Annotated in this window: 25 protein-coding genes; 13 read left to right on the forward strand and 12 right to left on the reverse strand. The window is 58.1% G+C overall.

Annotation, left to right across the window (positions count from 1 at the left end; translation table 11 throughout):
* Positions 1 to 385 precede the first annotated feature (385 nt).
* Positions 386 to 1,132 (forward strand): bifunctional NADP-dependent 3-hydroxy acid dehydrogenase/3-hydroxypropionate dehydrogenase YdfG, encoded by a 747-nt coding sequence (ydfG, locus tag EKL29_RS03760; protein WP_120452636.1) that lies wholly within the window; start codon positions 386 to 388, stop codon positions 1,130 to 1,132.
* A 36-nt stretch (positions 1,133 to 1,168) separates the two neighbouring features.
* Here ydfG and EKL29_RS03765 read toward each other — a convergent pair whose 3' ends face one another.
* A complete protein-coding gene (locus EKL29_RS03765; protein ID WP_126688882.1) occupies positions 1,169 to 1,498 on the reverse strand; it encodes a YnfA family protein in 330 nt (109 codons plus the stop codon).
* A gap of 131 nt (positions 1,499 to 1,629) precedes the next feature.
* Here EKL29_RS03765 and EKL29_RS03770 point away from each other — a divergent pair, with 131 nt between their 5' ends.
* Both EKL29_RS03770 and EKL29_RS03775 read left to right on the forward strand, forming a co-directional pair.
* The gene (locus tag EKL29_RS03770) at positions 1,630 to 1,965 is read left to right on the forward strand and encodes a DUF1283 family protein (RefSeq protein WP_126688975.1); all 336 of its coding nucleotides are present in this window, start codon (positions 1,630 to 1,632) and stop codon (positions 1,963 to 1,965) included.
* A gap of 55 nt (positions 1,966 to 2,020) precedes the next feature.
* A complete protein-coding gene (locus EKL29_RS03775) occupies positions 2,021 to 2,317 on the forward strand; it encodes a DUF1161 domain-containing protein (protein ID WP_120452640.1) in 297 nt (98 codons plus the stop codon).
* 28 nt (positions 2,318 to 2,345) lie between these two features.
* Here EKL29_RS03775 and EKL29_RS03780 read toward each other — a convergent pair whose 3' ends face one another.
* Entirely contained in the window at positions 2,346 to 3,812 is a 1,467-nt protein-coding gene (locus EKL29_RS03780) for an MDR family MFS transporter (protein WP_126688883.1), read from the reverse strand.
* Positions 3,813 to 4,111: 299 nt separating this feature from the next.
* On the opposite strand from EKL29_RS03780, the gene osmY reads away from it, so the two are divergent.
* The 4 genes from osmY to osmV are packed head-to-tail and all read left to right on the forward strand — an operon-like array spanning position 4,112 to position 7,550.
* Entirely contained in the window at positions 4,112 to 4,825 is a 714-nt protein-coding gene (gene osmY, locus EKL29_RS03785) for an osmoprotectant ABC transporter permease OsmY (RefSeq protein WP_120452643.1), read from the forward strand.
* A 20-nt stretch (positions 4,826 to 4,845) separates the two neighbouring features.
* Positions 4,846 to 5,757, forward strand: coding sequence for a glycine betaine ABC transporter substrate-binding protein (locus EKL29_RS03790; RefSeq protein ID WP_126688976.1), 912 nt, complete (start codon positions 4,846 to 4,848; stop codon positions 5,755 to 5,757).
* 9 nt (positions 5,758 to 5,766) lie between these two features.
* Positions 5,767 to 6,414 carry an osmoprotectant ABC transporter permease OsmW gene (gene osmW / locus EKL29_RS03795; RefSeq protein ID WP_126688884.1) on the forward strand — a complete coding sequence of 216 codons (648 nt, stop codon included), beginning with the start codon at positions 5,767 to 5,769 and terminating at the stop codon, positions 6,412 to 6,414.
* The gene (osmV, locus tag EKL29_RS03800) at positions 6,414 to 7,550 is read left to right on the forward strand and encodes an osmoprotectant ABC transporter ATP-binding protein OsmV (protein ID WP_120452647.1); all 1,137 of its coding nucleotides are present in this window, start codon (positions 6,414 to 6,416) and stop codon (positions 7,548 to 7,550) included. The genes osmW and osmV overlap by 1 nt, the downstream gene beginning before the upstream one ends.
* A gap of 154 nt (positions 7,551 to 7,704) precedes the next feature.
* On the opposite strand, the gene EKL29_RS03805 is transcribed toward osmV, so the two are convergent.
* The 4 genes from EKL29_RS03805 to EKL29_RS03820 form a co-directional block, all read right to left on the reverse strand.
* A complete protein-coding gene (locus EKL29_RS03805; protein ID WP_120452649.1) occupies positions 7,705 to 9,081 on the reverse strand; it encodes a nucleobase:cation symporter-2 family protein in 1,377 nt (458 codons plus the stop codon).
* A 182-nt stretch (positions 9,082 to 9,263) separates the two neighbouring features.
* Positions 9,264 to 9,962 carry a dethiobiotin synthase gene (bioD, locus tag EKL29_RS03810; RefSeq protein WP_126688885.1) on the reverse strand — a complete coding sequence of 233 codons (699 nt, stop codon included), beginning with the start codon at positions 9,960 to 9,962 and terminating at the stop codon, positions 9,264 to 9,266.
* Between the two features lie 104 nt (positions 9,963 to 10,066).
* Positions 10,067 to 11,284: an ROK family protein gene (locus tag EKL29_RS03815; protein ID WP_126688886.1), complete on the reverse strand. Its 1,218-nt coding sequence runs from the start codon at positions 11,282 to 11,284 to the stop codon at positions 10,067 to 10,069.
* Between the two features lie 136 nt (positions 11,285 to 11,420).
* On the reverse strand, positions 11,421 to 12,317 hold the full coding sequence (locus EKL29_RS03820) for a LysR family transcriptional regulator (RefSeq protein ID WP_126688887.1): 897 nt from the start codon (positions 12,315 to 12,317) through the stop codon (positions 11,421 to 11,423).
* Positions 12,318 to 12,410: 93 nt separating this feature from the next.
* Here EKL29_RS03820 and EKL29_RS03825 point away from each other — a divergent pair, with 93 nt between their 5' ends.
* The 4 genes from EKL29_RS03825 to EKL29_RS03840 all read left to right on the forward strand — a co-directional run bounded on the left by EKL29_RS03825 (position 12,411) and on the right by EKL29_RS03840 (position 16,110).
* Positions 12,411 to 13,670 carry an MFS transporter gene (locus EKL29_RS03825; protein ID WP_126688888.1) on the forward strand — a complete coding sequence of 420 codons (1,260 nt, stop codon included), beginning with the start codon at positions 12,411 to 12,413 and terminating at the stop codon, positions 13,668 to 13,670.
* 161 nt (positions 13,671 to 13,831) lie between these two features.
* A complete protein-coding gene (locus tag EKL29_RS03830; protein WP_120452659.1) occupies positions 13,832 to 14,083 on the forward strand; it encodes a hypothetical protein in 252 nt (83 codons plus the stop codon).
* Positions 14,084 to 14,207: 124 nt separating this feature from the next.
* Entirely contained in the window at positions 14,208 to 14,747 is a 540-nt protein-coding gene (gene cybB / locus EKL29_RS03835; RefSeq protein WP_120452661.1) for a cytochrome b561, read from the forward strand.
* A 178-nt stretch (positions 14,748 to 14,925) separates the two neighbouring features.
* Positions 14,926 to 16,110, forward strand: coding sequence for a sugar transporter (locus EKL29_RS03840; protein ID WP_120452663.1), 1,185 nt, complete (start codon positions 14,926 to 14,928; stop codon positions 16,108 to 16,110).
* 45 nt (positions 16,111 to 16,155) lie between these two features.
* Here EKL29_RS03840 and EKL29_RS03845 read toward each other — a convergent pair whose 3' ends face one another.
* Both EKL29_RS03845 and bhsA read right to left on the reverse strand, forming a co-directional pair.
* Positions 16,156 to 16,413, reverse strand: a complete 258-nt coding sequence (locus tag EKL29_RS03845; RefSeq protein WP_126688889.1) for a hypothetical protein — start codon at positions 16,411 to 16,413, stop codon at positions 16,156 to 16,158.
* 31 nt (positions 16,414 to 16,444) lie between these two features.
* Positions 16,445 to 16,702, reverse strand: coding sequence for a multiple stress resistance protein BhsA (gene bhsA / locus EKL29_RS03850; RefSeq protein WP_120452666.1), 258 nt, complete (start codon positions 16,700 to 16,702; stop codon positions 16,445 to 16,447).
* Positions 16,703 to 16,994: 292 nt separating this feature from the next.
* Here bhsA and EKL29_RS03855 point away from each other — a divergent pair, with 292 nt between their 5' ends.
* Positions 16,995 to 17,645: a TetR/AcrR family transcriptional regulator gene (locus EKL29_RS03855; RefSeq protein WP_126688890.1), complete on the forward strand. Its 651-nt coding sequence runs from the start codon at positions 16,995 to 16,997 to the stop codon at positions 17,643 to 17,645.
* A gap of 58 nt (positions 17,646 to 17,703) precedes the next feature.
* On the opposite strand, the gene rhaM is transcribed toward EKL29_RS03855, so the two are convergent.
* The 4 genes from rhaM to rhaB are packed head-to-tail and all read right to left on the reverse strand — an operon-like array spanning position 17,704 to position 21,581.
* Positions 17,704 to 18,018: an L-rhamnose mutarotase gene (gene rhaM / locus EKL29_RS03860; RefSeq protein ID WP_120452669.1), complete on the reverse strand. Its 315-nt coding sequence runs from the start codon at positions 18,016 to 18,018 to the stop codon at positions 17,704 to 17,706.
* Positions 18,008 to 18,850, reverse strand: coding sequence for a rhamnulose-1-phosphate aldolase (gene rhaD / locus EKL29_RS03865; RefSeq protein WP_120452670.1), 843 nt, complete (start codon positions 18,848 to 18,850; stop codon positions 18,008 to 18,010). The genes rhaM and rhaD overlap by 11 nt, the downstream gene beginning before the upstream one ends.
* Before the next feature lie 9 nt (positions 18,851 to 18,859).
* The gene (locus EKL29_RS03870) at positions 18,860 to 20,116 is read right to left on the reverse strand and encodes an L-rhamnose isomerase (RefSeq protein WP_126688891.1); all 1,257 of its coding nucleotides are present in this window, start codon (positions 20,114 to 20,116) and stop codon (positions 18,860 to 18,862) included.
* The gene (gene rhaB / locus EKL29_RS03875) at positions 20,100 to 21,581 is read right to left on the reverse strand and encodes a rhamnulokinase (RefSeq protein ID WP_126688892.1); all 1,482 of its coding nucleotides are present in this window, start codon (positions 21,579 to 21,581) and stop codon (positions 20,100 to 20,102) included. Before rhaB ends, EKL29_RS03870 begins: the two co-directional genes overlap by 17 nt.
* 290 nt (positions 21,582 to 21,871) lie before the next feature.
* On the opposite strand from rhaB, the gene rhaS reads away from it, so the two are divergent.
* The gene (gene rhaS, locus EKL29_RS03880; protein WP_126688893.1) at positions 21,872 to 22,693 is read left to right on the forward strand and encodes an HTH-type transcriptional activator RhaS; all 822 of its coding nucleotides are present in this window, start codon (positions 21,872 to 21,874) and stop codon (positions 22,691 to 22,693) included.
* The last annotated feature ends 8 nt before the right edge of the window (positions 22,694 to 22,701 follow it).

Raw genomic sequence — 22,701 nt, forward strand, 5'->3', positions numbered from 1 at the left:
CAGCCACGTAATCGGCCTGGCCCTCTCTTACCGCTCCTCAGAGCCCCTGCCTGACCAAAGCGCGGAAACCGCGTGGATCCTGAAGGTCGCTACGTCGTTGTGGTCGAAGACTGTTCTTAACGGGCGCGCCTGAAATTTTTCTGTGATTAAGGGCTGTAACCCAGGTACTATTAACCAGATACGGTCGAAAACGCATTTTCATCTGCCCGTTAATACTCCCTCTGACAGCAGATCAAACCGGTCCCCCTCCGCCCTGGGATTTTCACCGCAGCTTTCTTAATTACGGCGTTTTGCTCCTTATCTGCCCCGCAAGCCTTTTTTGTTTGAAGATTTGCTCTTAATATCAATGGACTATTAAACCTGCACTTATTTAAGGAACAGTGAGATGATTATTTTTGTTACCGGTGCGACCGCCGGTTTTGGTCAAAGTATCACCCGCCGATTCATTGAAACAGGTCATAAAGTTATTGCCAGCGGACGCCGCGCTGAGCGTTTACAGGAGCTGAAAGAGGAGCTGGGCGACAACCTCTATACCGTACAGCTCGACGTGCGCAACCGCGCCGCGATTGAAGAGGCGGTCGCCTCTCTGCCCGCCGAGTGGCGCAATATCGACGTGCTGGTCAATAACGCCGGACTGGCGCTCGGCATCGAGCCGGCGCATCGCGCCAACGTCGAAGACTGGGATAATATGATTGACACCAATACCAAAGGGCTGGTCTATATGACACGCGCCCTGCTGCCGGATATGGTGGAGCGCAACGTCGGTCACATTATCAATATCGGCTCCGTCGCCGGAAGCTGGCCCTATGCGGGCGGCAACGTCTATGGCGCGACCAAAGCCTTTGTACGCCAGTTCAGCCTCAATCTGCGCACCGACCTGCACGGTACCGCGCTGCGCGTCACCGATATTGAACCAGGCCTGGTGGGCGGCACGGAATTCTCTAACGTGCGCTTCAAAGGCGATGATGAAAAAGCGGATAAAGTTTACGACGGCGCGACGGCGCTAACGCCGGAGGATGTGACCGAAGCCGTTTACTGGGTCGCCACGCTGCCGAAACATGTCAATATCAACACGCTTGAAATGATGCCGGTAAGCCAGACGCAGGCCGGTCTGAAAGTGCACAAGCCCTGATGATGCCAGAGGCCAGCCCAGCGGGCTGGCCTCTGTTCAGGCACGCCCCCAGCCCGCCACGATAATCAGCATGCCGCAAAACGCCACCAGCGCCCCGCTCCAGTCCCACGCGCTGAGCTTTACGCCATCCACCACGCGCAGCCACAGCAGCGCAGTCACTACATAAACGCCGCCGTAGGCCGCATATACGCGCCCGCTCGCCGCCGGATGCAGCGTCAGCAGCCAGACAAAGGCCGCCAGACTCAGCGCGGCAGGCAGCAACAGCCAGGGGGAAGCGTTCTTTTTCAGCCACAGCCAGGGTAAAAAGCAGCCGACAATCTCCGCGATGGCGGTGAGAAAAAAGAGCAGCGCGGTTTTAACCAGCATGAAATCCTCTCGCTAAGGTAAACAGAACGCCCACTACTGGTGAGCAAATAAAGCGCGATGATATACTAAGCACTGCCTGCCGCAACCCTGAGTCATTCCTGCGCGCCAGGCATTAACCGAAGGAAAAGATGATGAAAAAATTGTTTCCGACCCTGCTCGCCGCGCTGCTGGCCAGCAGCACGATGCTGACCGCCGTGCAGGCCAGCGCTAATACCAGCCGTCTGATTATTGAAGATGGCAGCAGCGCCGCCAGTAATGAAGCTGCGCGTCAGAGCAAAGAGCAATGGAATGATACCCAGCGCCTGCGCCACAAAGTGAACACGCGCGCCGAAAAAGAGTTTGATAAAGCAGATCGCGCATTTGATACGCGCGACGCCTGTGAAAAAAGCTACAACGTTAACGCCTACTGGGAATCCAATACCCTGCGCTGCCTGGATCGCCGTACCGGCCGCCCGGTCGTGCCCTGATATTGCCCACGAAATGCTATAGTCAGTAAGGTTCACTACGCAAAAGGAGAAGATGATGAAGAAACAGACCGGAATGTTAATCGCAACTTTACTGGCGCTGCCGATGCTGGCACACGCCTCCTGTGAATCCGTCAAGGCGGATATCAGCCACAAAATTATCCAGAACGGCGTCCCGGAATCGGGTTTCTCGCTGGATATCGTGCCTAACGATCAGGTTGACCAGGCGGGCGGCCAGGTGGTGGGCCATTGCGAAAACGACACACAGAAAATTGTTTATAAGCGCGTGGGACGCAGCGACGAGGGCAGCGTGCCCGACAGCGCGGGCAGCTCGCAGGACGCGCCTGCTCAGTAAACATGAAGGGCGACGCAGTCGCCCTTTTCTATTCCGCATGTTCCGGCCGCTGTCGCGGCATCATCCAGGCTACGCCCAGCGCAAACAGCGCAATCACCAGTGCCACAATAAACACCCAGTGCAGCGAGGCGGCAATCGCCAGCACCATATGGTGCAGCGTCTCGCTGGAAAGCGCCTCGCGCGTTGGCGCAGACATAATCTGCTGCACAGGATCCTGGGCGTGCGGCAGTCGCTGCGACAGGTTGAGGTTCAGGACGGCGCCCATCAGCGCGGTGCCGACAGCCGATCCCATCATGCGGCTGAACATAATCGACGCGGTGCAGATGCCGCGAATATCGTAGTGCGCATGGTTTTGCACCGACACCAGAAAAGTGGTGCTGGTCATCCCCATGCCGGTACCGATAACAAAAGCGGTGGCACCTGCCTGAAACAGAGAGCTGTCAGCGCGCAACAGCAGCAGCAAGGCGCTGCCCGCGACCAGCAGCAGCGCGCCGAGCTGGGCAGTAAAACGATAAGAGGTGCGCAGCATCAGCCGCCCGCTGAGCGTGCTGGCGAGCGGCCAGCCGATCGACATCATGGCCAGCGCGCTGCCCGCCTGCAACGGCGTGCCGCCGGTAATGCCCTGAATCCAGGTCGGCAAAAAGGCGCTGATCCCCATCATTGCCGCACCAATAATCAGATTCCCGATATTCCCGGCGATAACTAGACGGCTACGCCATATCTCCAGCGGAAACAGCGGCGCATCAGCCCGCAGCTCATGCTTTTTAAGCTGACAGCCGGCGAACAGCGCCAGCAGCAGAAAAGCGATCAGCCAGTAGCCGAGCCACTCCGCCTGCAGCAGCGCCATCAGCAGCGCGCTGACGCTCACCATCAGCCAGACGCTACCCGCCACGTTAAGCGGCTGCGGCTTTTCTTCGATGCAGTGCGCAGGCAGAAAGCGCGCCAGCATCGCCATGCTGATAAGCCCTATCGGCAGATTGACCCAGAAGATCAGCGACCAGCTGAAGTGCTCCACCAGCCAGGCGCCGGTTAGCGGACCGACGATCGCCGCTACGCCCCATACGCTGGAGAGCCAGCCCTGCACGCTGGCGCGCTCGCGCGGCGAATAGATATCCGCCACGATGGTTGAGCTGAGCGGCATAATCGCGCCTGCGCCTAACCCCTGGAAAGCGCGAAACAGGATCAGCCACAGCATGCTGTGGGCGAAGCCGCACAGCACCGAGCCGACCAGAAACAGCGAGGTGCCGATAAAGAACATTCTGCGCCGTCCCCACATATCCGCCAGTCTGCCATAGAGCGGCACGCTCACCGCCTGGGTGAGCAGATAGACAGAGAAAACCCAGCCAAACTGCGAAAAGCCGCCCAGATCGGCAATAATGGTCGGCATTGCCGTCGCGACGATAGTCACCTCAATCGCGGCCATAAACATTGCCAGCATACAGGCGAACAGGATCCAGCCGCGGTGGCTGACCTGCAGGTGTGCGCTCTCAGTCATACATCTCCCTTTTGTTATTCAGCAAGGCTAGCCTAAATTCGCGCCGCTGCTGTGCCAGGCGTGCGCTCTCCTTGTGACAGCGTCACAATATGGCGATGAAAATGATTAATCACCTGCTGAAACCAGATGCCATGCGGCTCCACCCGCTGTTTTGGGGGTTTCTATCTGTCTGATTTTTCCCATAAAAAGTGGCGCCCCCTTTTTTACGCTGCTATAGGCTTAATAGCTTTTTAGCCATACATAATAATCGGGCTACGTTTTAACCGCCCGGGATAACAAACAACAGGGAGAAATACCCCATGCAAAATGGTTCGCTGGTCAGACGCGCCGGACTCGCGCTGCTGGCTATTGTTTGTGTGCTGGCGCTGCTGGTCTGGGGCCTGGGTCTGGATACGCTGCGCGCGCGCAGGGTTGATTTGATCTATCTGGGTCAGCAGCATCTCTATCTGGTGTTCTGGTCGATGCTGTTTGCGCTGCTGGTCGGTATTCCCAGCGGTATAGTGCTGAGCCGCCCCTTTGCGCGCCGCTGGGCTGAATATGTGATGCAGATTTTTAACGTCGGTAATACGTTGCCGCCGCTGGCGGTACTGGCGCTGGCGATGGTCGTTATCGGCATCGGCGATAAACCGGCGCTTTTCGCCCTGTTCCTCGCCTCGCTGCTGCCGATTGTGCGCAATACCTTTTCCGGGCTAAGCGCGGTGCCGCCTTCTCTGATTGAGGCCGCTAACGGCATCGGCATGACCCGGCTCCAGCGCCTGCGCCAGGTTGAACTTCCTAACGCCTGGCCGGTGATGCTGGCGGGCATCCGTATCGCGACCGCCATTAACGTCGGTACCGCACCGCTGGCCTTCTTAATTGGCGCCAGCAGCTACGGCGAACTGATTTTTCCCGGCATCTACCTTAACGATTTCCCGACGCTGATCCTCGGCGCGGTCGCCACGGCGCTGTTCGCGCTGGTGCTCGATATGCTGCTGGCGGCGCTGGGACGCTACCTCAGTCCACACACGGCTTAATCACAGGAGACGTTATGACAATGCTGACGCGCTGGTTCAGACGCACCGCTGTGACCCTCGCCGCTACGCTGGCATTCAGCCAGGCGGTTCATGCCGCAGCGCCGCTGGTGATGGCGACCAAAAGTTTTACCGAGCAGCATATTCTTTCCGCCATGACCGTATTGTGGCTGCAGAAAAAGGGATTTGAGGTCATTCCCAAACGCAATATCGCGACCACCATCAGCCGCAACGCGATGTTGAATAAGCAGATAGATATGACCTGGGAGTATACCGGCACCTCGCTCATTATCTTTAATCACATCAAAAGGCCGCTTTCCTCTGAAGAAGCGTACCAGACGGTAAAATCCCTCGACGGCAAGCTGGGCCTGGTCTGGCTTAATCCGGCGCCGATGAATAATACCTATGCCTTTGCGATGAAGCGCGAACGGGCCGAGAAAGAAGGCATCAGCACCATGTCGCAGCTGGTGACGAAAATCGAACAGATTCGCCAGCGCGATCCCGACCATAACTGGCGGCTCGGGCTGGATCTGGAGTTTTCTGGTCGCTCTGACGGCATGAAACCGCTGCAGGCTGCCTATAACCTGGCGCTGGACCGGCCGCAGATCCGTCAGATGGACCCAGGCCTGGTCTATAACGCGGTACGCGACGGATTCGTCGACGCGGGCCTCATCTACACCACCGACGGCCGGGTGAAAGGCTTCGACCTGAAAGTGCTGGAGGATGACAAGCACTTCTTCCCAAGTTACAACGTCACGCCGGTGGTACGTCAGGATGTGCTCGACAGCCATCCAGGCCTGGCAGAGGCGCTAAACCAGCTCTCGCCGTTGATTACCAGCGATGCGATTTCCGAGCTGAATAAGCGCGTCGATATCGATCATCAGTCGCCCGAGCAGGTTGCGCGCGATTTTCTCACAGCCAAAAACATGCTGTAAGGCAGTCATATGGATACCCTACATTACATCATAAACAACTGGAGCAGCTTGCTGGCTCTGACCTGGCAACATACCTGGCTGGTGCTGGTGGCGGTGGGCTGCGCCATCGTCGCAGGCGTGCCGCTGGGCATTCTTATCGTGCGCGTCAGATGGCTGGCCGCACCGGTGCTGGGCATCGCCACCGTCGTGCTTACCATTCCCACCATCGCATTGTTCGGCCTGATGATCCCGCTGTTTTCGATGATCGGTCAGGGCATCGGCGCGCTGCCCGCTATTACCGCGGTCTTTCTCTATTCGCTGCTGCCGATTGTACGCAACACCCATACTGCGCTGGAAAACCTGCCTGACGGCCTGCGCGAGGCGGGCCGCGGCATCGGCATGACCTTCTGGCAGCGACTGCGCTGGGTGGAAATCCCCATGGCGCTGCCGGTGATCTTCGGCGGTATCCGTACCGCCGTGGTGATGAACGTCGGCGTGATGGCGATTGCAGCGGTAATCGGCGCGGGCGGCCTTGGTCTGCTGCTGCTGGACGGCATCAGCGGCAGCGATATTCGTATGCTCATTGCCGGCGCGCTGATGATCTGCCTGCTGGCTATTATTCTCGACTGGCTGCTGCAGCGTCTGCAGTCGGCGCTGACTCCTAAGGGGATTCGATAATGATAAAACTGGAAAACCTGACGAAAACCTTTACCCAGAAAAACGGCACCAGCGTCACCGCCGTCGATAATGTCAGCCTGCATGTGCCGCAGGGCGAAATGTGCGTGCTGCTCGGCCCTTCAGGCTGCGGCAAGACCACAACGCTAAAGATGATTAATCGCCTTATTCCCAGCACCAGCGGCAAAATTCTGATTAACGGCGAAGATACCAGTACCCAGGATACCGTTACGCTGCGCCGCAACATCGGCTATGTCATCCAGCAGATCGGCCTGTTCCCCAATATGACTATCGAGGAGAACATTACCGTTGTACCGCGCATGCTGGGCTGGGATAAAAAACGCTGCCGCGATCGTGCCACCGAACTGATGAGCATGGTGGCGCTCGACCCTACTAAATTCCTCCACCGCTATCCGCGCGAAATGTCGGGCGGCCAGCAGCAGCGCATTGGCGTGATCCGCGCGCTGGCGGCGGATCCGCCCGTACTGCTGATGGATGAACCCTTCGGCGCCGTCGACCCGATTAACCGCGAGGTGATCCAGAACGAGTTTCTCGATATGCAGCGTCAGCTGAAGAAAACCGTGATGCTGGTGAGCCACGATATTGACGAAGCGCTGAAGCTGGGCGACCGCATCGCCGTGTTTGGCCAGGGCAAAATCGTGCAGTGCGCCAGCCCCGATGAGCTGCTGGCCAGCCCGAAAAATGAGTTTGTCGGCTCTTTTGTCGGTCAGGATCGCACGCTGAAGCGTCTGCTGCTGGTACAGGCAGGCGACGTGACCGATCAGCAGACAACGATTACCGTTAAGCGCGCGACGCCACTGGCGGACGCTTTCGCCCTGATGGATGAAAACGATATGCGTTCGGTCACGGTGGTTGATAACGATGGCAAACCGCTCGGCTTTGTAAAACGCCGCGAAGCGCGCAACGCCAGCGGTTATTGCGAAGAACTTCTGCATACCTTCCGGGTGACCGCTAAGGCGGAGGAGAATCTGCGCGTGGTGCTCTCTAAACTCTATGAGCACAATACCGTCTGGATGCCGATCGTTGATGAAGAGGGTCGCTACAGCGGCGAAATCTCTCAGGACTATATTGCCGACTACCTGAGTTCAGGCCGCACGCGCCGCCGCCTTAATCCTTAAGCGACCGGGCAGCGCATCAGCCGGAAACAGGCGGTACGCCCCGAAGCGCAAAAAGTCCTGCGCCTGGGATAAAACGCCGGGAGCACGCCTCAGGGATGAGGCGTCTGGCCGCTCTGTAAACCATCGGCGTCTTTAAGGAGTGCCAGCGCTGGTTTTACTGCCCGCCCGCCGTTTCGCCCTGCGGTAGCACCACAGCGCGCTGCTCACTGGGCAACACCACATTGAGCAGGATCGCCAGCACGCCGCCGGTGGTCACCGCATGGCCAAAAAGCTGGCTGACCAGCGGCGGCAGCTGTTTCAACGCCTCCGGCACCGCTTCGACGCCCAGCCCCAGTCCAAACGACACCGCCACAATCAACATTTCCCGACGGCCCAGCGGGGTTTGCGTCAACACGCGGATCCCGGCGGCCACCACGCTGCCGAACATCACCAGCGTCGCGCCGCCCAGTACCGGCGGCGGTATCTGCTGCATCAGCGCGCCGAAGGCGGGAAACAGCCCCAGCAGCGCCAGCATCACGCCCATCACCATGCCGACATAGCGGCTCGCTACGCCGGTCATCTGAATGACCCCGTTATTCTGCGCAAAGGTGGTATTGGGAAACGCGGAAAACATCGCCGCCAGCATACAGCTGACGCCATCGGCGCAGAGCGCACCCTGTAGCCGACGCTGAAACTGCGGGCCGACGATCGGCTGCTGCGACAGCATACAGTTAGCGGTAAGGTCGCCTGCCGCCTCAATAACGGCGATTACCGCTACCAGCGCAATCGGCAAGAAAATCGCCCAGTCAAAGGCGAAACCGAAACGGAAAAAGCCAGGCAGCGCCAGCCAGCCTGTTTCAGGCTGCGGCGTCAGCACCAGCTTGCCGCTCAGCGCCGCGGCGAGGCAGCCAACGACGATCCCGGCGAGCACCGCAATCAGCCGCGCCCAGCGGTTACGCATCCGGTTCAGCGTAATAATCACCAGCAGCGTCAGGCCGCCGAGCGCCAGATTACCGGGCGCGCCGAAATTTGCGGCGTGGTGCCCGCCCGCCCAGTCGGTGATGCTCACCTTAATCAGGCTGATGCCGATCAGCGTAATCACCGTTCCGGTCACCACCGGCGTCAGAACGCGGCGCAGCTGAGAGACGCAGCGGCTAATCAGCAACGGGATCAGCGCGGCGACCAGCGTGCAGCCAAAGATCATCGCCATGATCTCCTCCGGCGAGCCGCCGCGGTTTTTGACAATCATACCGCCCGACAAGATAACGCCAAGAAAGGCGAAGCTGGTGCCCTGCAGGCAGATCATGCCCGCGCCTATACCCGCCACGCGCCGCGCCTGAAGAAACGTGCCGATGCCGGAAACCAGCAGCGACATACTGATCAGATAAGGGAGATAAGCCTGCAGCCCCAGCACCGAGCTAATAATCAGCGGCGGCGTGATAACGCCCACGACGCTGGCCAGCAGATGTTGCAGCGCGGCGAAAAAAGCGGGCGCAGGACGAATGCGTTCGTCCAGTCCGTACAGCAATGCTTTCTCTTCTGTATGCGACATAATGATGCTCCGACTCCTCTGTGATTAACGCTGTTAATGCATTAATCACGCCATCCGCAGAGCGCATTACGGGACAGAAAGCTAATTTATTGAACTGAATAGGATTAAAAAAGAGAAACGCTGCGCCAAACCCTGAAACTATCGGTTCAGCCACAGCGATTGTTGAAGAGAATGTTTCACCATCAGGCGATCTTTGCACTTGAATCGGGCAAGGCGACCTTCCTCAGCGGGGAGAGATCGAGATAGCCCGCTAAATCGCGCTGTTCGGCACGCGGCAAATAGGGCAGCTCCCCCAGCAGCGGCGCGTCAATGCTGTCGCTGAGCACGTCAATCAGTTCGGCATAGTGCGCCAGTCCGGGATTGATGCGATTCGCGACCCAGCCCGCCAGCGGCAGGCCGTCGCGCGTTATCGCCTCGGCGGTCAACAGCGCATGGCTGAGGCAGCCCTGTTTGATGCCGACCACCAGCACCACCGGGATATGATGCTGCTCCACCCAGCCGGAGAGCGGCTTCGCATCATTCATCAGGCTGCGCCAGCCGCCAGTGCCCTCAATCACAACGCAGTCGGCCTGCTGCTGCAGACGCTGCAAACGCTGGCTCAGCAACGAATAGTCAACGGGCTCACGCGGACGGATGCAGACCTCATCCTCTTCGTAAATCAGCGGATTAATCGCGTCGTAAGGCAGGGTTAGCGTCGAGCTGCTCTGCAAAACCAGCGCATCTTTACTGCGCAGGCCCTCTGCGCTCCGCACGGCGTTTCTCGCAACCGGCTTGAAACCGACTGCGCTCAGGCCAGCGCGTGCGAAATACTGCAGAAGCGCGCGTGAAACAACGGTCTTCCCTACAGCGGTGTCAGTGCCGGTAATGAACAGATTTTTCACCCCACTCCTCCTCAACTTAACGGTTTTGTTTTACAAAAAAGCAAAACGCATTGTAGGGAATGCGGATGGCGGGCAGCTTGCGTTAGCGCAAAGTTCAGTCGCGCTTAACCTTGCAACAATTTCACTAACAGGTAGCCGCTGTAGAGCGCGTCTTTGATCAGCGCCGCGGCGCCAAGGGTGCCAGGTTCGTGGAATTCGGTCGGCGCGAGCTGAATTGACTCGCTGTAGGCGGGCAGTGCCTGCTGGCGGATGGTGCTGCTTACGGCGGGAAACAGCACCTCGGCAGCCTGATTAAGCGGCGAGCCGATCAGAATATGTTGCGGGTTGAAGATATTGACCATCATTGCCAGCATCCGGCCGACATGATATCCGACGCCTGCGATGGCGTCGCGTGCCAGCCGATCGCCCTGACGGGCCGCCAGACAGAGCGACTCCAGCGTTAAAGGCTGCTGATGCAGTACGCTGTCCGGCTGCGTCGCCAGGCGCTGCGCCGCCAGCGCCAGCAGGCTCCCGGTGCTGGCGACCGTCTCCAGACAGCCGTGATTGCCGCAATAACACTGTTGGCCATAAGGGTCGATCTGCGTATGCCCAATCTCCACCAGCGCGCGGCCGCTTTTATGCAGCAGCTGACCGCCGCTGATTACGCCTGCGCCGACGGTGTCGTCAATCACAATCTGAATCACATCCTGCGCGCCGCGCGACGCGCCGAACAGCGACTCCGCCAGCGTCCAGGCGGAAATGTCGTGCTGCACGAAAACCGGCACCCCGGTGCGCTGCGCCAGCGTATCGCCCAGCGGCATGTCCTGCACCTGATAACCCGGCAGGCGATGCACTACGCCCGAGGCGGCGTTGATCAGACCGGGCAAGGTAATAGCGATCGCCGTCAGCCGTTCCAGCTTGCGCTGATGGCGCATAAAAAAAGCGTCAACACGATCAATCAGCGACGTCAGCAGCGGCTGCTGCGCTTCGTCAGGCAGCGGCGACGTCTCCTCTACCAGCGCGCGGCTGCTGAGATCGCGCAGCGTCAGGGTCAACGCACCATGATGCAAACGCACCGCAAGATAGTGCCAGGCCAGCGTGTCCAGAATCAGGCCAATCGCCGGCCGTCCGCGCGACCCTGGCTCCTGAAACTCCGTTTCCTGCACCAGATGAGCATCGAGCATTTCGCGCACGATTTTGGTGATACTGGCGGGTGCCAGCTGCGCCAGTCTGGAAAGTTCGATACGCGAAATCGGACCGTAGAGATCGATCAGGCGATAAACAACGCCTGCATTAGTCTGTTTAATCTGGTCAATATGCCCAGGCTGACTCTCCAGCTTCACGCCCTGCTCCCGGTTATTTTCGCGCTTCTAAATAAACAGCGACTATGGTGAGGCAGATTGCGGTTGAGCGTCAAATATTTGATTTGAAATGTGATTTGCAGCACATAAAAACCGGGCTTTGGTTAAGGTCTGGTCCTTAATTTTCGCCTGCTGGCGACAAAAGCTGCATCATATTGCGCATCTGCATCGAGGGTTCGCGCTCGCAGGACCAAACCAGCCATACCTCCGACAGCGCATCTTCTTCCCTGAGCGGCAGCCAGACCACATCGGCCAGACGCGCGCGCGCGAACGAGGCGGGCAAAATCGACACGCCGAGACCGGTCGCCACCAGACCGAGGATGGTCATCGCTTCGCCGACCTCCTGCATAATGTAGGGCTTGATATGGTAGCGATGCAGCAGGCTGAGAATTTCACCGTGCAGCGCCGTGCCGCCCTGCGGGTCGAAGAAGACAAAAGGTTCGTTCGCCAGCTCGCTGATAGAGATCGACTCCGCATCCGCCAGCGGATGCGCCCAGTGCACCACCGCGCGCAGCGGCTCGCGCAGCAGCAGCTGATGCCGTAAATCGGGCGGCAACAGGGTATTGCGCATAACGCCCAGATCGAGCTGGCCCTCATGCAGCGGGACGAGCTGCTGGCGCGTATTAATCTCCTGCATCTGAATATGCACCTGCGGCCAGCGCTGACGAAACTGATAGAGCGCGTCCGAGACCAGGCCGGTAAAGGGCGCGGAAGAGGTGAAACCGATGCGCAGCTCGCCCTCTTCGCCGCGCTCAAGCCGCGCCGCGCGCCCGGCGGCCTGCTCCACCTGTTGTAAAATCGCGCGCGCATCGCTGAGAAACTGCTGACCCGCCGGCGTAAGCTGCACGCTGCGGTTGGTGCGGATAAACAGCTTTGCTGCTATCTCCTGCTCCAGCTGCATAATTTGCTGGCTGAGCGGAGGCTGAGAGATGTTTAGCCGCTGCGCCGCGCGGCCAAAGTGAAGTTCTTCCGCAACCGCCAGAAAATAACGCAGATGACGCAGTTCAATATTCATATTTTAAACGTATCAGTTGAGATTATTAATATATTAGACAACCTATTGGCGCTTTCCTAGAGTAAGTCTATTGCTTTCTTATGAGGAATTAACGTGCGTCGCTCTTCTCAGGCGGTCACCCTTGACGATAATGAGTTAGCCGACTCTGCCGCGGTTTCACCGGCTTCATCGTCCGTATGGATTAAACGCGGCACGCCGCAGTTTATGCGCGTGACCCTGGCGCTTTTCTCCGCTGGTCTGGCGACCTTTGCGCTGCTTTACTGCGTGCAGCCTATTTTACCGGTGCTGTCGGCGCAGTTTGGCGTTTCGCCCGCTGAAAGCAGCATTTCGCTCTCTATCGCAACCGGGCTGATGGCGTTAGGTTTGCTGGTGACAGGTCCGCTTTCTGACGCGATCGGGCGCAAGAACGTGATGGTAACGGCGCTGATGCTGGCCGCGCTCTGCACTCTGGTTTCCGCCACCATGAACAGCTGGCACGGTATTTTGCTGATGCGTGCGCTGACGGGGCTCTCCCTCAGCGGCGTAGCCGCCGTCGGCATGACCTATCTGAGCGAGGAGATCCACCCGAGCGTTATTGCTTTCTCCATGGGACTTTATATCAGCGGCAACTCTATCGGCGGCATGAGCGGCCGACTGCTGAGCGGCGTGCTGACCGACTTCTTTTCATGGCGCATCGCCATTGCAGCCATTGGCTGCTGCGCTCTCGCCTCGGCGCTGATGTTCTGGCGCATTCTGCCCGCTTCTCGTCATTTTCGACCGGCGTCGCTGAAGCCGCGCAGCCTGATGATTAATTTTCGGCTGCACTGGCGCGATGCGGGCCTGCCGCTGCTGTTCGCCGAAGGCTTTCTGCTGATGGGCGCCTTCGTCACGCTGTTCAACTATATCGGCTATCGTCTGCTCGGCGCGCCCTATCATCTCAGCCAGGCGATTGTCGGCCTGCTCTCCGTGGTTTATCTGACCGGATCCTGGAGTTCCCCTAAGGCGGGCGCGCTGACGATGAAACTGGGCCGCGGTCCGGTGCTGCTCGGCGCGACGGCACTGATGCTGACGGGCCTGCTGCTTACCGCGTTCAGCGCCGTGTGGTGGATTTTTCTGGGCATGATGCTCTTTACCGCTGGCTTCTTCGCCGCGCACTCCGTCGCCAGCGGCTGGATCGGTCCGCGCGCGCGCCGTGCCAAAGGTCAGGCGTCATCGCTCTATCTCTTCAGCTACTATGTCGGTTCCAGCGTAGCCGGTACGCTTGGCGGCGTGTGCTGGCACAGCTACGGCTGGGCAGGCATCACTTTCTTTATCTCCGCGCTGTTGCTTCTCGCTCTGCTGGTAGGCTGGCGCCTGCAGCAAAAACACCTGTAACAACCATGACCAAAAAGGACGCAGTTGCGTCCTTTTTAGCCTGTTAACCTTCAGACTGTTTGCTAATTAGTACCAAAAAGAAAAAAGCCGTTAATCCCCGCTATAATCCCTCTCACTCCAACAATAAATGTTTTTTTATTCACAGCAATGAGGATGTCCCTGTGGGCCATTACTATTACGTTTCTAAAATTTCTGGCTATAACGATAACCATGTGGTGCACGCCGCAGGCTGCCAGTATCTTCCCCCGCTTGAAGCGCGCCTGTTTCTCGGCACTTTTTACACGGCGAATGCCGCTATCCAGCAGGCGCGCAAGTATTACCCCAGAGCGCTGGGTTGCGAGGCCTGTTGTCCGCTGCCGGTAAAAAAAAACCTGAGGAGTCAGAATAGCGTGGCACTAAAGCATATCGCCTGACTCTGATTATGCTGGCCTGACGGCAGAGGTCAGTCGCGGGTCTGGCACCGTTGCGCCAGTTTGTTAAGATTTTGCATGTTTTTCCAGTAAGGTAGAGTGCTTCTTCCTGTTGCATGAGCAGACTATGCGCGAAAAATATGCCGCTTCACAAATTACCCTGCACTGGCTGACCTTCCTGCTGGTCGCGCTGGCTTACGCCACTATCGAGCTACGCGGTTTTGCCCAGCGCGGCTCCTGGCAGGGCTACGCGATGATTATTACTCACTTCAGTGCGGGCTTTACCGTTCTGCTGCTGATGGTGGCGCGTCTGTTTTTACGCACGCGCCACCGCACCCCAGCCATCACGCCCCCCATCGCTCGCTGGCAAACGGGCCTGGCGCATCTGGTGCATACGCTGATTTACGCCCTGTTTATTACCCTGCCCATTCTGGGCATCACGTCGCGCTATCTGCGCGGGCGCGACTGGTGGCTGTTCGGCATCTCCATGCCGGTCGCGAGCGAACCAAATTTCGACCTTTCCGATACCTTAATCGGCTGGCATGAAACCCTGGCGCCGCTGGGATACTGGCTTATCGGCCTGCACGCCCTGGGCGCGCTGTTCCATCACTATTTTCTCCGGGACAATACGCTCAGGCGAATGATGCCAGGCAAATCTTCGCATTGATAACCGTTTTTTATCGCCCGCCGGTCGGGCGATAAAAAACTTTCAGGAATAAAACTGCTTTTCAGCGTTCCCCTTATCGTGCAATTCCTCCACAATGGTCGATAATTTGTGACGCAAGTCACTATCGTGGATGTGAAAGCCGCATCTGTTTGCTGTTGTTCTGACTAATTTTATTTTCATGCAATCAACTACTGTATCTCGTAAAACGGCCTGGCTACGCGTGGTGCTGCTGGCTATCGCCGCCTTTGTTTTTAATACCACTGAATTTGTGCCCGTTGGCCTGCTCTCAGACATCGGCGCCAGCTTCAGCATGAAAAGCGCTGACGTGGGCATTATGCTCACTATTTATGCCTGGGTAGTGGCGCTGCTTTCGCTGCCGCTGATGCTGCTGACGCGTAATATCGAGCGACGCATACTGCTGGCAGCACTGTTTCTGATCTTTATCGCCAGCCATGTGCTTTCCACCTTTGCGTGGAGTTTCACCTCGCTGGTGGTATCGCGCATCGGTATCGCGCTGGCGCACGCGGTCTTCTGGTCGATCACCGCCTCGCTGGCGATACGCGTCGCACCAGCCGGTAAAAAGACGCAGGCGTTAAGCATGCTGGCGACCGGCACCGCGCTGGCGATGGTACTGGGCGTACCGATCGGCCGCATAGTGGGTCAATATCTTGGCTGGCGCACCACCTTCGGCATGATTGGCGTCTCGGCGCTGGTGCTGATGGTGCTGCTGGCGCGCGTTCTGCCGCGTCTGCCGAGCGAACACACCGGCTCGCTGAGCAGCGTGCCGATGCTGTTTCGCCGACCGGCGCTGGTGAGCATGTATCTGCTGGTCACGCTGGTCGTTACCGCGCACTATACCGCCTACAGCTACATTGAGCCGTTTATGCAGTTTGTTGCGGACGCGGATAATAACTTCACTACGCTGCTGCTGCTGCTGTTTGGCTCTGCCGGCATTCTGGGCAGCGTACTCTTTAGCTCGCTGGGCAATAAATTCCCGTCTGCGCTGCTGATCGGCGCGATTGCGACCATTACGCTCTGCATGGGGCTGCTGATTTTTGCCGCTGTCCGTCCGGCCGCGATTTCGACGCTCTGTGTTCTGTGGGGCATGGCGATGATGATGATCGGGCTGGCGATGCAGGTGCGCGTGCTGTCGCTGGCGCCTGATGCGACCGATGTGGCGATGTCGCTGATGTCAGGCATCTATAATATCGGCATCGGCGCGGGCGCGCTGCTGGGCAATCAGGTTAGCAAACATCTGAGCATGTCGGACGTCGGCAATATCGGCGGGCTGCTGGGACTGGTTGCGCTGTTCTGGTGTATCGCTATCTTCCGCAGATATCCGCAGCTGCGCAGCAACGGATAAAAAAAGGGGCTTCAGAATGGTTTTCTGAAGCCCCTTTTTACTGTCTTAGTTAAGGCTGGCGGTGGTGCCAGACAGCCTGCTCGCGCCAGAGGTCGAAGTGATGCGAAAAGACTTTACGCGGCCAGTGTCCTGCTTTCCCGACAGCTGCTGTTCCAGAGAAATCAGGCTGCTGCTGCCGCTGACGTTCACCGCTACGGCCTCAGTCTGGTAATAAGGCGCAGCTTCTGGCTGTTGCGCCGCCGCGCTGGCAAATGAAACCACGCCAAGCAACGCCGCCAGTAGACTATATTTCACGCTTTTCATCTTCTCTCTCCTGCTCTCCAACGCGATTCACTTACTGATAAATCACCGCTGTGCCGTGCAGGTTGTTCTGACCGGAGGTAGAGGTGATGCGGAAAGATTTCGCGCCTGCGGCATCCGCTTTCGCGTTCAGCTGCGCTTCCAGTGAATCAAGGTTGGCACCGCCCTGCGCGGAGATTGTGCCTACCGGCGTCTGATGCAGAGGATCGCTGACAACCTGCTCAGCAGCGAAAGCACCAAAAGTCAGGGTAGTAAGGGCCAGAGCGGCCAGGGTCAGTTTAGTAGTTTTCATGATATCGGCTCTCATATTCGGGTTTGAAAAGGTGTCGTTAAATTAATTAACGATCGTTAAATAAATAGTAGTGCATGCAGCGACCTTGCGTCAATATTTTTTTATCGATCGTTATTTTAATGCGGAAGTGGCGTGATTATGGGCTTTGTCGCCTTTTTACACTTAACCATAAGGGGGAAAGGCACTCGACGAGGCACAAAATGACAACCTGCTTTCGTCGGAAGGCGGGCTGGCTTGCATATTTTCTTAATGATCGGTAATTTAATAGAGCCTTTTACAGAAGTGAGGATCTATGAGTCAGCAATATGATGAAGCACAGAAAAAATGTCGTGGTCGGCCAAGGACCTTCGATCGGGACGCTGCGCTGGACAAAGCCCTGACGCTGTTCTGGACTCACGGCTATGAGGGCACCTCCCTTTCTGATCTGGTTGCCGCTACTGGCGCAAAAGCGCCTACGCTTTACGCCGAGTTCGTGAATAAGGAAGGCCTGTTCCGCGCCGCGATGGAACGCTATATCGAGCGCTTTAGCGCCTGGCGCAATGCTGCGCTGCAGGATGAGAATAAATCCGTTGCCGAAGCGATTGAGGGCTGGTTCCGCGCTACGGCGGCTTGCTTTACTAACTGTGAGACTCCGTCAGGCTGCTTTTTTATCTGCACCTCGACCGCGCTCTCTTCGTCATCGAGCGAGATTGCTCATATGCTGCGCCAGCAGCATGAAGCACAGCAGCAGACCCTGCTGGATTTTCTGGCCGCCCGCCAGCAGCGCGGCGAAATCCCGGCGCAGGTCGATATGCTTTCTCTGGCCCGCTATCTTGCCTGTATGGTGCAAGGCATGTCGGTACGGGCGCGTGAAGGCGCGCCGCAGGCAGATCTCGATAATATTATCGATACGCTGATGGCGATGTGGCCAACGCTGACCGGTCAGTGCATGAAGACGCACTGAATATTTTTACACTATGAAGTAATCAGGGCGGGAGATCCCCGCCCTGTGTTGCAACCGTTTATTCCAGAAAAAAGACCGGTTTTAACGGCTGGCTGACTGGGCTGTTGTCAGGGTTGCTCGGCATCAAATCCTTCATCGACGCCCACCAGCGCTGACACACCTCCGTTTGCGCGACGGCATTCCAGCGCTCCTCCGATTCGATTTCCACGCTGGCGAACAGCAGATTACGTTCGGCGTCCAGCCAGATCGCATAGTTGTGCGCGCCGTGCGCCTTCAGCGTTTCCGCCAGTTCCGGCCAGATGGGCGAATGGCGGCGCTCATACTCCTGATGGCACTCCGCATTCACCTGCATGACAAAGGCTTTACGAAGCATTGGCGGGTCCTGCGTCAAGAGCGGCCTGCCAGGGCTTAACGTTGAAGCGTTTGCCCAGCGCGACCAGCTGTTCGGTTGTGATGCTCTGCCGGATACCGCCCATCGACAGCACTTTTACGATCACTTCAGACGATTTCTCCGCCGTATCGATCAAGCCGAAGGTCTCATCCAGCGTCGGCCCAGCACCAAAAATGCCGTGGAAGGGCCACATCACAATGCTGTGTGACGCCATTTGATCGGCTGTCGCCTGGCCAATTTCATCCGTTCCCGGCACCATCCAGGGCAGGATGCCGACGCCGTCAGGAAACACCACCAGACACTCAGTGCTGCCTTCCCATAACAGACGAGTAAAGCGTGCCGAATCGAGATCCACCACATAGCTCAGCGACATAAAATTTGTTGCGTGGCAGTGCATAATCACGCGGTCTACGCCACCGGAGACCACTTTACGCACGCTGTGTGACTGGAAGTGCGCCGCCAGCTCTGAGGTAGGCAGCCCGCCGTTAGTCAGTCCCCAGTGGATCTTGTACGACAGCCCTTTCTCATCAACCTTTAACAGCGCCAGAGAGTCAGCGGGATCGAGCTGCACATTGCGGAAAAATTTGCCGGAGCCGGTGACAAGGAACCAGCAGTTTGCCAGCTCAGGGGCCGGTTTAGTCAGCTCAACGCAGCGCGGCTCCGCGTAAAAGTCGCCCGCGAACGGCGCTGTTTCTTCCTCAAGCAGGCGCAGCGAAACGTTGCCGCCATTACGTTCGTCCCAGCCCTTCAGCCACATATCGCTGGTCGCTTTAACCATTCCCTGAACAAACCAGGATGAAAGAATGCTTTGCATAGTGAATCCTTAACGTTGGCTCAGAATTTGTTTTTCATAATCGCGGACACTGCTTAACCAGCTGGCATCGGCGGGCACGTCGTGGCGCAGGCACCAGGCCTCCCATACCGCCTGCCACGGCAGCGATTTCTGCTCTTCCAGCAGCGCGAGGCGTGCGGTGTAATCCCCTGCTGCTTCGGCCTGACGCAGGCGCTCGGTCGGTTCCAGCAGCGCGCGCAGCAGCGCTTTTTTCGTGTTGCGCGTGCCAATGACCCAGGCGGCGATACGGTTAATAGAGGCGTCGAAGAAATCGAGCCCAATGTGCACTTTGTCGAACAGCTGATGACGCACGATTTCGCTGGCGATCGCCTGGGTTTCATCGTCCAGCAGCACCACATGGTCGCTGTCCCAGCGCACCGGTCGGCTGACGTGCAGCAGCAGGCGCGGCACGTAGAGCATGGCCGTAGAGATCTTGTCGGAGATCACTTCAGTCGGGTGAAAATGGCCCGCATCCAGCGTCAGCGCGGTCTGACGGCTGGTGGCGTAGCCCATAAAGAACTCGTTGGAACCGACGGTATAGCTTTCCGCGCCGATGCCGAACAGCTTGCTCTCTACCGCATCGATATGGTGCTGCGGATCGAGCTTGTCGGCGATCACCTCATCCAGCGCGCTCAGCAGTCGCTGACGCGGCGCAAGGCGATCGACAGTCAGATCCTTCATGCCGTCCGGCACCCAGATATTCATTACCGACGGCGTCCCGAGCTGCTCGCCAAAGTAAGCCGAGACGCGACGGCTCGCTTTACAGTGATCGATCCAGAACTGACGAATTGCCTTGTCAGGGTGTGAGAGCGTGAACCCGTCGGCGCTCAGCGGATGCGAGAAGCAGCTCGGGTTAAAATCCAGCCCCAGCTGCTGCTGTTTCGCCCACTCCACCCAGCCGGCGTAATGCTTCGGCTCAATGGCATCGCGCTCTACCGGCGTATCGCTTTCCAGATAGATAGCGTGCAGGTTCAGACGCTTAGGTCCTGGGATCAGCGACATCGCTTTTTCCAGATCGGCGCGCAGCTCAGCGGCGTTGCGCGCTTTGCCTGGATAGTTGCCGGTCGCCTGAATGCCGCCGGTCAGCGCGCCTTGCGGGTTCTCGAAGCCGCGTACGTCGTCCCCTTGCCAGCAGTGCATGGAGACCGGAACGCTATCCAGTCGCGCCATTGCCTGATCGACATCCACGCCAATATCGGCATAACGTTGTTTAGCCAGCTCAAAGGCTTGCTCAATCAGCTTTGTCATATGCGAGTTCCTTAGCAGGCTGAGTCAGCGCCGAGAAGCGTGCCTGGCAGGCACGAAAGGCGCTGTTGGTCAGCGGTTCAAATGTCTTTAATGGGAAGTTGTTTTCTACGCAGCGGCGAAAATCCGCGACGTCGGCCAGCTCGCCTAATGCGATAAGCTGGCAGCCGACATTGCCCAGCGTTGAGGCTTCCACCGGTCCGGCCAGCACCGGTATTTCACAGGCGTCGGCACAAAGCTGGTTGAGAAACTGGTTCTGGCTGCCGCCGCCTACAATATGCAGCTGACGAAACGCGCTACCGCGCAGCCCGGCCAGTTCGTTAAGCACTTCACGGTAGAGCAGCGCAAGGCTGTCGAAAATACAGCGCGCCAGCGCGGCGGCGGACTGCGGCACCGCCATATGCTGTTCGGCGCAGGCATTCTGAATTTCGTTCACCATGCTGTCGGGATTGATAAAGCGCGCGTCGTTAGGATTGATCAGCGCGCGGCAGGCAGGCTCTTTTTGCGTCTCCGCAATCAGCGTGCAAAGATCGTCAATCTGCAGCTCGGCGCAGACCCGCTGCAGCAGCCAGAGCCCCATAATGTTTTTCAGAACGCGATAGCCCTCTGCACCGCCCTCGTTGGTAATGTTAGCCTGGAGCGCGGCAGCGCTGGCGTAAGGCAGCAGGCTTTCGAATCCCATCAGCGACCAGGTGCCGGAGCTGAGATAGGCCGCGTTCTCCTGAGTCAGCGGCGTGGCAAGCACTGCGCTGGCGGTATCGTGCGTCGTAACGGCGATCACCGGAATGTCGACGCCGTTGGCGTTCTGCCAGTAACCGATAACATTGCCCGGCGACGTGGGCGTACCGAACCACGCAGGCGACGCGCCTGCCCAGTTGAGCAATTCGGCGTCCCACTCGCCGCTTTCGATATTCAACAGCTGCGTGGTGGTGGCGTTGGTGTATTCCCAGTTGAGCTTGCCCGTCAGGCGATAGTGCAGATAGTCGGGGATCATCAGCGCATGGGCGGCCTGCTCTTTCCAGTCAGGCTGCTGCTGGCTCAGGGCGCGGAACTGATAAAGCGTGTTAAACGGCAGAAACTGAATGCCGGTGCGGCCATAAATAGCCTCTTTACCCAGATCGCGCAGCGCCTGCTCCATCAGCCCGTGGGTGCGTTTATCGCGATAGCTCACCGCTTCGCCGACCCGATTGCCCGCCTTATCCAGCAGCACCATATCAACGCCCCAGGTGTCGATGCCGATGCTGTCCGGCACGATGCCTTCATCGCCCAGCTGCGCCAGCCCGGCGCGGATCTCGCGTTCAAGATGGTCGAGGTCCCAGCAGTCATAGCCGCCCCGACGTTCGCGAAGACTGGCGAAACGACGCACCTCGCGTAGATCGATTTGCTGTGATGCGGCGTCCCACCGGGCGAGCATCACACGTCCGCTGGATGCGCCCAAATCAACCGCAACGATATTTCGCTTACTCATGGCCCGTTCTTCCTTAGATATGATGCTGACAGAGTAAAAACGTTACGTGTTCGCCACCTTCCCCGTACTGCCAGCGCGGCTATGCCGCTGGCAGGTTTGCAAAGATGTTCGTGAGAGAGATCACAGAGGCGTAAGGGCGACAGATGTGAGCTTCGCCGCAATTCTTTTATCTGGCGGGAATATCTTGAATAAAAAGCGAATTTACTGCGCTTCGCAGTACAAAATTCAAGGTAAGCGGCGTGGGCGCTGAGTAGACTCGGTTACGCTTTTGTTAAACGAACGAGGCCACTATGACGATTTTACACAGCGCCGATTTCTTTCCTCAGGGCGATTACGCTATCGCTATCGAACCGCGTGTGCCGCAGCAGGCGTTTCCCGAGCATCACCACGATTTCCATGAAATCGTGCTGGTAGAACAGGGTTCGGGCATTCATGTGTTCAACGGCCAGCCGCAAACGCTGTGCGCCGGTTGCGTCTGCTTCGTGCGCGACCACGATCGGCATCTGTATGAGCAGACGGATAATCTCTGCCTGACCAACGTGCTCTACCGCAGCCCTGCCGCCTTTCGCTTTCTTTCGGGTTTGCAGGCGCTGCTGCCGAACGAGCGAGAGGGCAATTACACCTCGCACTGGCGCATAAATAGCAAAGCCATGACGCAGGCGCTGGATGTCGTGGCGAAGATGCGGCAGGATGAGGGCTGGTCGCTGGAGAAGCAGGCTCGCCAGGAGCAGCTCTTCTTGCAGCTGCTGGTTTTGCTGCGCGAAGCGTGCCGCAATGAACAGGCGCAGGATCAGGAAGCCCGCCTGCACCGTCTGCTCGACTGGCTTAACGATCACTACAGTGAAGATATTTTGTGGGACGCGCTGGCTGACCGTTTTTCGCTGTCGCTGCGCACGCTGCATCGTCAGATGAAGCAGCAAACAGGCAGTACGCCACAGCGCTATCTGAACCGCCTGCGGCTGCTGCAGGCGCGGCATCTGCTGCGCCACAGCGATCTGCGTATTACCGATATCGCCTTTCAATGCGGTTTCGGCGACAGCAACCACTTCTCTACTCTGTTTCGGCGTGAATTTGGCTGCGCACCGCGAGCGGAGCGCCAGCAGATGATGTAAAAAAGGAG

Source organism: Pantoea sp. YU22 (assembly GCF_003970755.1).
Classification (GTDB): Bacteria; Pseudomonadota; Gammaproteobacteria; order Enterobacterales; family Enterobacteriaceae; genus Pantoea; species Pantoea piersonii.

Bases quoted from the DNA above. Each gene is read 5' to 3' on its own strand.
- EKL29_RS03845 (WP_126688889.1), bottom strand. From the start codon at position 16,413: ATGAAAAGCGTGAAATATAGTCTACTGGCGGCGTTGCTTGGCGTGGTT.
- rhaB (WP_126688892.1), bottom strand. From the start codon at position 21,581: ATGAGTAAGCGAAATATCGTTGCGGTTGATTTGGGCGCATCCAGCGGA.
- EKL29_RS03780 (WP_126688883.1), bottom strand. From the start codon at position 3,812: ATGACTGAGAGCGCACACCTGCAGGTCAGCCACCGCGGCTGGATCCTG.
- rhaD (WP_120452670.1), bottom strand. From the start codon at position 18,850: ATGCAAAGCATTCTTTCATCCTGGTTTGTTCAGGGAATGGTTAAAGCG.
- osmY (WP_120452643.1), top strand. From the start codon at position 4,112: ATGCAAAATGGTTCGCTGGTCAGACGCGCCGGACTCGCGCTGCTGGCT.
- osmW (WP_126688884.1), top strand. From the start codon at position 5,767: ATGGATACCCTACATTACATCATAAACAACTGGAGCAGCTTGCTGGCT.
- EKL29_RS03775 (WP_120452640.1), top strand. From the start codon at position 2,021: ATGAAGAAACAGACCGGAATGTTAATCGCAACTTTACTGGCGCTGCCG.
- osmV (WP_120452647.1), top strand. From the start codon at position 6,414: ATGATAAAACTGGAAAACCTGACGAAAACCTTTACCCAGAAAAACGGC.
- rhaS (WP_126688893.1), top strand. From the start codon at position 21,872: ATGACGATTTTACACAGCGCCGATTTCTTTCCTCAGGGCGATTACGCT.
- EKL29_RS03840 (WP_120452663.1), top strand. From the start codon at position 14,926: ATGCAATCAACTACTGTATCTCGTAAAACGGCCTGGCTACGCGTGGTG.
- EKL29_RS03855 (WP_126688890.1), top strand. From the start codon at position 16,995: ATGAGTCAGCAATATGATGAAGCACAGAAAAAATGTCGTGGTCGGCCA.
- EKL29_RS03770 (WP_126688975.1), top strand. From the start codon at position 1,630: ATGAAAAAATTGTTTCCGACCCTGCTCGCCGCGCTGCTGGCCAGCAGC.
- cybB (WP_120452661.1), top strand. From the start codon at position 14,208: ATGCGCGAAAAATATGCCGCTTCACAAATTACCCTGCACTGGCTGACC.
- EKL29_RS03765 (WP_126688882.1), bottom strand. From the start codon at position 1,498: ATGCTGGTTAAAACCGCGCTGCTCTTTTTTCTCACCGCCATCGCGGAG.
- bhsA (WP_120452666.1), bottom strand. From the start codon at position 16,702: ATGAAAACTACTAAACTGACCCTGGCCGCTCTGGCCCTTACTACCCTG.
- EKL29_RS03820 (WP_126688887.1), bottom strand. From the start codon at position 12,317: ATGAATATTGAACTGCGTCATCTGCGTTATTTTCTGGCGGTTGCGGAA.
- ydfG (WP_120452636.1), top strand. From the start codon at position 386: ATGATTATTTTTGTTACCGGTGCGACCGCCGGTTTTGGTCAAAGTATC.
- EKL29_RS03870 (WP_126688891.1), bottom strand. From the start codon at position 20,116: ATGACAAAGCTGATTGAGCAAGCCTTTGAGCTGGCTAAACAACGTTAT.
- EKL29_RS03790 (WP_126688976.1), top strand. From the start codon at position 4,846: ATGCTGACGCGCTGGTTCAGACGCACCGCTGTGACCCTCGCCGCTACG.
- rhaM (WP_120452669.1), bottom strand. From the start codon at position 18,018: ATGCTTCGTAAAGCCTTTGTCATGCAGGTGAATGCGGAGTGCCATCAG.
- EKL29_RS03805 (WP_120452649.1), bottom strand. From the start codon at position 9,081: ATGTCGCATACAGAAGAGAAAGCATTGCTGTACGGACTGGACGAACGC.